Raw genomic sequence first — 7,942 nt, forward strand, 5'->3', positions numbered from 1 at the left:
CCACAGCCCCCGCCCGCGCCCCCCCCCCCCACCCACCCGACGCCCCCCCCCCCCCCCGGGCCCCGCACCGCGCGCGCCCGCGCGGGCGCTTCCGTGCGTTCCGGGCTGTCCGCAGCCCTGATGCCGCAGCGATTTGGCCACGCACGGGGGCCCGCGAAGCCGAGACCTTAAGATGACCGCCAGGTCATCAAGTCATGCGGATCAACTCGACTGCGACGTCACAGGAGTCAGCCCTGCCACGCAGGAAGGAGGGGTCGACCTCCACATCGGACCCCTTGCCCCACGGAGCCGTTGGCTGCGGCTTCGGCCCCGGGGACGGCGACGGCTCAGGGCTCGGCGAAGCCCCTGGCGAAGGTGGCGCCGGGTCAGGAACAGGAGTGGGCGAAGGGCCGGGGCCCACGGTGTAGGCCAACCGTGGATCAACGTGGTCACTCATCGCTATCTCCTCACATCATGTTTCCGTCCCTCTCCGGCATCACCAGGTATCGATCTCGCAAGATCCTCCTCAGCGAAGCAGGTCACCTTAACTTCTGGCCTCGGTGATATGAGGCAACAACCAAGCCAAGTTCCCGGAGCCCGTCTTGTCTCGCCGGTGCCGAGTCCGCGGAGACAGCCGCGGAATTGCCTATCTGGCCGGATCGGCTCATGCGGCTGTCGTGGCGACGGCCCACGCCCCCCCCCGCAGGGTTCGCTCATTGCTGCGGGGCGATGGATGCGCGGGGTCGATGCCGGCGTGCTCGGGAGCGGATGCTGAGGCGCCGCGCATCCCGCCGGCCGTCCCCTCATGCTGCGCCGCTTCCGCTCACGTTCCGGAAGGACGGGGCCCACAAGCCCATCGGAGGCGAGGTGGCGGAGGCCCTGCGCTCACGACATGTCCTGTGACGCGTGGCGGTCAAGGCAACCAGACGAAGGAGCAACCGGGCTGAGTGCAAGGGACGTGCGGTCAACCTGCGGCCAAAGCGGGAAGACACGGGCTTCCCACTGAGGTTCCGCCCCAGGACAGAGAGTCTTTTGCTCCGGGAAGCCCACCGGCCTTGAAAACTGTCGTGAGGTGATCCCTCGCCGTGGGTTCAAATCCCACAGCCTCCGCGGGCGGAAGGCCCCTGACCGGGGACGACCTCGGGTTCCAGGAGGCGTTGCAACACCCCAGTTCAAGGGGCGCGATGGAGTTCGAGATCCGCAAGGGCGCTTCCGCTGCATCCTTTGAACACTTTATAGCAAAGTTTCGCACACCTTTAAATGTGGCGCCGGTAAGTGGAAAATCCTCAACTCGCCCACGTGTTGGCGATTGACTTCCGTTCGGTATGGGAGCCTCGACCGCACATATCCGGACTGTGAGAGCGCAGTAACGCGGTGGCGGCAGCGTCGCGGTTGGGTGATGCACAGCCTCCTTCGGAGTCCTGGTCCGGCCCTGCGTCCTGCCACGGGTGAGCGCCAGCCGTGACACTTCTGTTGGTTGAGAGGCATGCATGCCGCCTTAAGCGTGGGAAGCGCGTCGCGCAACTGGTACTCCGCCACTCGGGTTTACCCGATCACTGGATCGTACGAACTTGGGCTGCTGTTTGAGCGTCAAAGGAAATTCGAAGGTGCGAGGAGCGCTGTCACGGGTGACGATGACGTGGGCGAGGGTGGAATCAGCTGCGGCTGAGAACTCTCGCTTCCAGAGCGTCTATGCACCTCGAAAGGAAAAGGAATGACATCGGCTACGCAAAGTTCCACGAGCGAACAGCAAGAAGAGGTAGGCGAGGAAACCGGCATCAGCCCTGTTCTCCTGGCCGCCTTGCTCTCACGGCGAGGGGAGCACGGCGAGGAGGGTGGGGAGAGCATGATCGAGCACCCGCTTCTGCTCGCCGCTCTGGCGCGCCGTCGTCGCGAGGGGGGTGGGGAGAGCCTGATGGAGCACCCGCTTCTGCTCGCCGCTCTCATGCGCGGTCGTCGCGAAGAGGGTGGGGGGAGCATGATCGAGCACCCGCTTCTGCTCGCCGCTCTGGCGCGCGGTCGTCGCGAGGGGGGTGGGGAGAGCCTGATGGAGCACCCGCTTCTGCTCGCCGCCCTCATGCGCGGTCGTCGCGAAGAGGGTGGGGGGAGCATGATCGAGCACCCCCTCCTGCTCGCCGCCCTCATGCGCCGCTGAGAAACGAAGCCAGGCCCACCTTGCCCGCTTCCCGACTGCGTCGTGAGCGCGGAGACGTGTGACGTGGTGTCAAGCTGTGCAAAGGTCCTGCCCTTCAGTTATTGCGTCGGGCAACGGCTGAAGGGCGGGGCCTATGCGAAGCCCCATCAACACGAGGAGAAAAAATGGCAGATGAACCCGGTGGCGAGGCGGAAAGGGATCCGCTGCAGTCCTTTGTCGATGAAGCCTTCGAAGAAATGATGCGGGAGGTCGGAGCCTCGCACAAAGGTGCGGGGAAATATGGCAAAGATCCTCTGACAGCGAGCCTGCTCGAATCGGCAGCAGCCTCGCTGTCGCGCCAGGCACCCTCCGGCATGTCAGAGCTTGAGAAAATCCTGTTTGCGCAGGCCCTGGCCACCGCGCTGGCCGACGCGCTTGCCCCGGCGCTAGCGGAGAACCTTGCCAAGGAAATCATGAAGACCTTGGAACGGCGCAACCCCCCGGGAGCCCACCACAAGGAATCTGACCTCTCAAGTCGCGGCGCTCGGAGTTCGCAAGAGGATACCCATCGGGTCAAGGGGAAATGACGAACACGTCGCCTGCCTGCCCGTAGCGGTTGGCCTCGAAGCTCCCATGCCCTGAGCTTGTGGCCCGGAGACACGACGGCTGACGTGGTGCCGTCCGAGGTGTTGGGGGCACCAGGCGAGAGGGGCGGCGTTCATGCAGTGGAAGGCCCATGGCGAGCGGCAGATCCACACGAATCCTGGGGTGAACCTGTGCTGGGTGGACGTCCAACGGCCGGACGGGCGCCGGATGAGACGCGCCTCAAGGCGGCGGTGACGGGCTCTCCTCGGTAGGGGCCAACTGGCCGTAGAACTCTCTGAGATGGCTGGCCAGCCGTTCGGAGTAACTGCTGAAGCCGGCTCCAGGGCTTCACGGACGAGTCGTCGGTTGGTGCCGGGCGGCGGTCACGGTCCGCGGATCCGATATGATCATGGTGCAACTTCGCCCCCGGGAACGGCGGGTGGAGCGTTGCGTCTGTGGTCCAAGGAAAGATGCCCACCAACCGGTGGGAGATGCAGGTGCAAGGCCTGCCGGGCGCTCTGGATGAAGAAGGTCCCCTCCTCGCTTGAGGAGGGGACCTTCTTCGTCGTTGCCTCGATGGCGAAGCCTGGGAGGCAGCCCTACGGCGTGAGAACTCCCGTGGCGGACCGTGCCGTTCGGCCGCAGGGTTCGGTCATGGATTCCTGCCCTCCGTGGTGCGGGAGGGGTTCCGGAGAAGTCCGTGCCTCTCCTCGGCTGTTGGACGCGCTCGGCGCTGTGAGCGTGGACGCAGCCCGTGTGGACGAGGCGTGGACGGAGCCCGTCAGCCCGTCAGCCCGTCGATGCGGAGGCCCCCGGCCGGGCCATGAATCCCTTGTTGTGCCTCGGTGAGGGCGGCGTGCACGGTGCGCCAGGCGGCGTGCACGGTGTCGCCGTACGCGATCGGGGTGAGGGGGCGCCGACGCGGTGGCCCTTCGCTGCGGCCACCTGGCGGATGCGGCGCGGGCGCTGGGCGAATCCGTGCGGGGGGATGCCCGTCTCGAACCCGACCGCACTTTCACCTGGCTGCACAGCGAGCAGCTGCCCGTCGCGCCGCCATGCCGGGAATGAGTGCGCGCCCGGCCCGGCTTGGCCTGTGCCGTTCCGGTCCCGGTCGGTTGTCAGTGCCCCGTGCCACTCTGGATCCATGACGTTGGATGAGCTCGTGCGGCTGCGGCGGGTGCGGGACCTGGTGGACCGGGAGTACGCCGAGCCGCTGGACGTACCGGCCCTGGCGCGGGTGGCGTTGATGTCGGCGGGGCATTTCTCGCGGAGTTTCCGGGCCGCCTTCGGGGAGACGCCGTACGGGTATGTCATGACGCGGCGGATCGAGCGGGCGAAGGCGCTGTTGCGGCGGGGGGATCTGTCGGTGACGGAGGTCTGTTTCGCGGTCGGGTGCACGTCGCTCGGGTCGTTCAGCTCGCGCTTCACGGAGCTGGTGGGGGAGAGCCCGAGCGCCTACCGGGCCCGTAGCCATGAGGCGGGGGCCGCGGTGCCGCCGTGCATGGCGAAGATATTTACGCGGCCGGTGCGGAAGAGGGGGAACCCCAGGGCCGGATTCGCCGATGCCGATGCCGATGCCGATGCCGATGCCGATGCCGATGCCGATGCCGATGCCGATGCCGGAGCCGGAGCCGCTGCGGCCGGGCCCGCTGCCCGCCCCGAAGGCCCCGGCACCCGGAACCCCGCCCCCGCCCCCGCCCCCGCTCCCCGTAATCCGCGGCCCCTGCGGCCCCGAAGGAACCCGTCACGAATGGAGAAGCGGATCCGGGCGTCGGACCGTAGCGTCGGGCACATGGACATCACGCTTTCGCAGTGCTTCATCGCCGTGGACGATCACGATCGGGCGCTCGCCTTCTACCGGGATGTGCTGGGGTTGGAGGTGCGGAACGATGTCGGGTTCGAAGGGATGCGGTGGGTGACCGTCGGGTCGCCGTCGCAGCCGGGGGTGAACATCGTCCTCGAACCGCCGCTCGCCGATCCGAACGCGTCGCCCGCCGACCGGCAGGCCATGGCGGAGCTGCTGGCCAAGGGGCTGCTGCGCGGGGTTATCTTCGCGACCGACGATTGCGACGCCACCTTCGAGCGGATCCGTGCCGCGGGCGGCGAGGTGCTCCAGGAGCCGGTCGACCAGCCGTACGGCGTCCGGGACTGCGCCTTCCGGGACCCGGCCGGGAACATGCTGCGCTTCACCCAGGCGCGGTCGTAGAGACGGAGACGGAGACGGAGACGTGGACGTGGACATGGGAGAGAACACCTCATCATGAGCACGAGTTCGAGGGCGGGTGCCGCCACCAGGGTGGGCAAGGCGGAACGCGCCCCGCACATCGCCGACAGTCACGGGATGATCCGGGTGCACGGTGCGCGCGTGAACAATCTCCAGGGCGTCGACATCGAGATTCCCAAGCGGCGGCTCACGGTGTTCACCGGGGTGTCCGGGTCGGGGAAGAGTTCGCTGGTGTTCGACACGATCGCGGCGGAGTCGCAGCGGCTGATCAACGAGACGTACAGCGCGTTCCTTCAGGGCTTCATGCCCAGCCTGGCGCGGCCCGAGGTCGATGTGCTGGACGGGCTGACCACCGTGATCAGCGTCGACCAGCAGCGGATGGGCGCCGATCCGCGGTCCACGGTCGGCACCGCCACCGACGCCAACGCGATGCTGCGGATCCTCTTCAGCCGGTTGGGGAAGCCGTATGCCGGGCCGCCCGGGGCGTTCGCGTTCAATGTGCCGTCGGTGTCGGCGGCAGGCGCGATCACGGTGGGGAACGGCAAGAAGGAGAAGGTCACCTTCCACAAGGTGGGCGGGATGTGCCCGGGCTGCGAGGGGCGCGGCACGGTCTCCGACCTCGATCCGGCGCAGCTCTACGACGACACCAAGTCGGTCAACGAGGGCGCGTTCACCATCCCCGGCTACACCGGCGGCGGCTGGAACTCGCGCCTCTACGCGGAGTCCGGCTTCTTCGACCCGGACAAGCCGATCCGGAAGTTCACCGAGAAGGAACGGCACGATCTGCTGCACCACGAGCCGGTGCGGATGAGGATCGCGGGGATCAACATGACCTACGAGGGTCTGATCCCGCGCATCCGGAAGTCGATGCTCGCGAAGGACAAGGAGGCGATGCAGTCGCATGTGAGGGCGTTCGTGGAGCGGGCGGTGACCTTCACGCCGTGCCCCGAGTGCGACGGCACCCGGCTCGCCGCGCACGCCCGGTCCGCGACGATCGGGGAGGTCTCGATCGCGGACGCCTGCCGGATGGAGATCCGGGACCTGGCGGACTGGGTCCGGAGCGTGCGGGAACCCTCCGTGTCCCCGCTGCTCACCGCGCTCCGGCAGACCCTCGATTCCTTTGTCGAGATCGGGCTCGGGTATCTGTCCCTGGACCGGCCCGCGGGCACGCTGTCGGGCGGTGAGGCGCAGCGCGTCAAGATGATCCGCCACCTCGGGTCGTCGCTCACCGATGTCACGTACGTTTTCGACGAGCCGACGGCGGGGCTGCATCCGCATGACATCCGGCGGATGAACGCGCTGCTGCTGCGGCTGCGCGACAAGGGCAACACCGTGCTGGTCGTCGAGCACAAGCCGGAGGTCATCGAGATCGCCGATCACGTCGTCGACCTGGGGCCCGGTGCCGGTACGGGCGGTGGCACGGTCTGTTTCGAGGGGCCGGTCGACGGGCTGCGCGGCAGCGACACGGTCACCGGGCGCCACCTCGATGACCGCGCCGCGGTCAAGGGGGCGGTGCGCGAGCCGGACGGCGTGCTGGAGATCCGTGGCGCGCATGCCAACAACCTCCGGGACGTGGACGTCGACCTTCCGCTCGGGGTGCTCACCGTGATCACCGGCGTCGCGGGCTCCGGCAAGAGTTCGCTGGTGCACGGTTCGATCCCCGAGGAGCTGGGCGTCGTCTCCGTCGACCAGAGCCCGATCCGCGGGTCGCGGCGGAGCAACCCGGCGACGTACACGGGCCTGCTCGATCCGATCCGTAAGGCGTTCGCCAAGGTCAACGGGGTCAAACCGGCGCTCTTCAGTGCCAACTCCGAGGGCGCGTGCCCGACCTGCAACGGCGCCGGGGTGATCTACACCGACCTGGCGATGATGGCCGGGGTCGCCAGCACCTGCGAGGACTGCGAGGGCAGGCGCTTCGACGCCGCGGTGCTGGAGTACCGCCTCGGCGGGCGGGACATCGCGGAGGTGCTGGCGATGCCGGTCGCCGAAGCCCTGCCGTTCTTCGCCGCGGGGGAGGCGCGAACTCCCGCCGCGTACAAGATCCTTGAGCGGCTGGCCGACGTCGGCCTCGGCTATCTCACCCTCGGCCAGCCGCTCACCACGCTCTCCGGCGGCGAACGCCAGCGCCTCAAGCTCGCCACGCACATGGCGGACAAGGGCGGCGTCTACGTTCTGGACGAGCCGACGACCGGTCTGCATCTGGCGGATGTCGAGCAACTCCTCGGACTGCTCGACCGGTTGGTCGACTCCGGCAAGTCCGTGATCGTCATCGAGCACCACCAGGCGGTCATGGCGCATGCGGACTGGATCGTCGACCTGGGGCCCGGGGCGGGGCACGACGGTGGCCGGGTGGTGTTCGAGGGGGCGCCGGCCGACCTGGTCGCCGCGCGTTCCACCGTCACCGGTGAACATCTGGCGGCGTACGTGGGGGAGTGACGGGCACGGTGCCACGGGGCCGGTCGCGCCCGCCGGAAGCGTCCCGTTGCCGCCCTGGGTGAAGCGGTGCGGTGGCCGCGGCGCCCCGACATGGTGATGCCGCTGCCCGCCGGATTCCCGGGGGGCAGCGGCATCGGCCGTCGGCGAGCGGTCAGCGGACCGAGAAGTAGTTGTTCCACGCCTGGACGAGGGCGTCGCGGACGGCCTGCGGGGCGTGCTGGGCGGCGGTGTTGAAGGTGCCGGTGACGCCGTAGTAGTAATACTGATTGTCGTTGGTCGCCATGTGATCGTCGGCGTGATTGTCGACGTGCCGACTGAAATGGATGTTGGCGAATTGCGCGAGGACGGTGCACACGTAGTACACCCAGTTTCCCGTGTTGTTCTCGCTGGAGTTACTGATGGTCCAGTCCGACATGGACACGGTGCTTCTCCCTTTCCTGGCCGGTGCGTGCGCGGTGCGGTCGGCTCGCGGGGGGGGCGCCGCCCCGGGCGGCGGGCCGGGCGGCCCCCCCGCCGCGCCGGGCCCCCCCGGCCCGCGCCCGGTGGCCCCCCCGGGCCCCGGCCGCCCGCCGGACAAGTGGCGG

At 68.5% G+C, this 7,942-nt stretch carries 5 protein-coding genes and 1 pseudogene; 4 read left to right on the forward strand and 2 right to left on the reverse strand.

The window, feature by feature from the left end:
• Positions 1-1,786: 1,786 nt before the first annotated feature.
• Entirely contained in the window at positions 1,787-2,101 is a 315-nt protein-coding gene (locus ACFWWQ_RS26790) for a hypothetical protein (RefSeq protein WP_384601140.1), read from the reverse strand.
• Between the two features lie 197 nt (positions 2,102-2,298).
• On the opposite strand from ACFWWQ_RS26790, the gene ACFWWQ_RS26795 reads away from it, so the two are divergent.
• The 4 genes and pseudogenes from ACFWWQ_RS26795 (at position 2,299) to ACFWWQ_RS26810 (ending at position 7,358) form a co-directional block, all read left to right on the forward strand.
• Complete coding sequence (locus ACFWWQ_RS26795) at positions 2,299-2,700, forward strand: hypothetical protein (RefSeq protein ID WP_384601143.1); 402 nt, start codon at positions 2,299-2,301, stop codon at positions 2,698-2,700.
• A 1,244-nt stretch (positions 2,701-3,944) separates the two neighbouring features.
• Positions 3,945-4,112: pseudogene (locus ACFWWQ_RS26800) on the forward strand (helix-turn-helix transcriptional regulator); the annotation flags it as partial.
• A 378-nt stretch (positions 4,113-4,490) separates the two neighbouring features.
• On the forward strand, positions 4,491-4,904 hold the full coding sequence (locus ACFWWQ_RS26805; RefSeq protein WP_030288615.1) for a VOC family protein: 414 nt from the start codon (positions 4,491-4,493) through the stop codon (positions 4,902-4,904).
• 54 nt (positions 4,905-4,958) lie between these two features.
• A complete protein-coding gene (locus ACFWWQ_RS26810; protein WP_384601146.1) occupies positions 4,959-7,358 on the forward strand; it encodes an ATP-binding cassette domain-containing protein in 2,400 nt (799 codons plus the stop codon).
• 151 nt (positions 7,359-7,509) lie between these two features.
• Here ACFWWQ_RS26810 and ACFWWQ_RS26815 read toward each other — a convergent pair whose 3' ends face one another.
• Positions 7,510-7,773 carry a hypothetical protein gene (locus tag ACFWWQ_RS26815; protein ID WP_384601148.1) on the reverse strand — a complete coding sequence of 88 codons (264 nt, stop codon included), beginning with the start codon at positions 7,771-7,773 and terminating at the stop codon, positions 7,510-7,512.
• Positions 7,774-7,942 lie beyond the last annotated feature (169 nt).

This window comes from Streptomyces sp. NPDC059080 (assembly GCF_042739975.1).
GTDB lineage: Bacteria > Actinomycetota > Actinomycetes > Streptomycetales > Streptomycetaceae > Streptomyces > Streptomyces benahoarensis.

Coding starts and splice junctions, on each gene's coding strand:
- ACFWWQ_RS26795 (WP_384601143.1), top strand. CDS start 2,299: ATGGCAGATGAACCCGGTGGCGAGGCGGAAAGGGATCCGCTGCAGTCC.
- ACFWWQ_RS26805 (WP_030288615.1), top strand. CDS start 4,491: ATGGACATCACGCTTTCGCAGTGCTTCATCGCCGTGGACGATCACGAT.
- ACFWWQ_RS26810 (WP_384601146.1), top strand. CDS start 4,959: ATGAGCACGAGTTCGAGGGCGGGTGCCGCCACCAGGGTGGGCAAGGCG.
- ACFWWQ_RS26815 (WP_384601148.1), bottom strand. CDS start 7,773: ATGTCGGACTGGACCATCAGTAACTCCAGCGAGAACAACACGGGAAAC.